This is a genomic window from Legionella tunisiensis, assembly GCF_000308315.1.
GTDB lineage: Bacteria > Pseudomonadota > Gammaproteobacteria > Legionellales > Legionellaceae > Tatlockia > Tatlockia tunisiensis.
The window spans coordinates 1-900 of sequence record NZ_CALJ01000161.1 but is presented as its reverse complement, the minus strand read 5'-3'; the positions used below and the strand labels follow the sequence as shown (position 1 = coordinate 900).

Sequence of the window (900 nt, the reverse complement as noted above, 5' to 3'; positions counted from 1 at the left end):
AAGCAAGAAAAAACTCGCTTCCGGTATTTCTTTAGCAATACGACCGAATAAAATTAACTGTAACGATTGGTTGTATTGGGCCAGTTGTGTTAGCAAACTGTGCATGAAAGGACGCCAGTGCTTTGCATGAAATCGTACCTCGTCTTTACTATAAACCAAAGAAGCATTTAAAAGTAAAAATCCTTTATTAATCATGGAGGTAAAAAACTGCTCTGCCGTTTGCCAATAATGCGATTTATCAAGCCTCGCAATCGCTGTTTGTGAACGATCCTGCTGTAAATCACCTCTAGCAACTAATAACATCTTTATCCAATTTCGCAAGGAAGTTGCGCGATTCACTTCTTTGCTGAATCCTGTGTAGCTCCATAAACTATGGACTGAGTTATCCCAAAATGCATAACCATTCGCTGACTCGGCGCGAGGATAAGGTGACTCACCCAATAAAACATATTTTGTTTCACTAAGAGGGAGACTAAAAGCAGCAAATAAGGAATCGATACCAGGCAACCAATGATTGCTATTTTGCAATTGTAAAAGATAGTCTTTATCAATCTGCTTTAAGGCCAACGCAACTATCTTGTGCCATTGCGGATGGATTTTTTCCAATAAATAATGCACGATTTCTCCGAAAAATCAGCATTATACAAAGTTCAATCGCCTCTTCCTATTCCTAGTGTATTCTTATTTCACTTAGGTTAAGAAATAGCTACTGAGTTAATCTGTTGCAATGCCCCCATAAAGAGACTTATATTGCGGAGCCCAAGAATTTCAGCTAATGTCATAAGCTTTGTGTATGAGTTAGAGTAATGGATCGAGTAACAAAGGAATTGGTTCACGCTTTGAGTGACCGTAAGCAGGTCATGATAGAACAATTACATCAATTCTGTGCTATCAACTCTG

1 protein-coding gene is annotated in these 900 nt (G+C 38.6%); it reads right to left on the bottom strand.

Translation table 11 applies throughout. The features are described 5' to 3' along the window. Window positions 1-618 (bottom strand): uracil-DNA glycosylase family protein (locus BN58_RS10125; protein ID WP_019216720.1); only part of this gene is annotated, 618 nt, incomplete at its 3' end. Window positions 619-900: the final 282 nt, after the last annotated feature.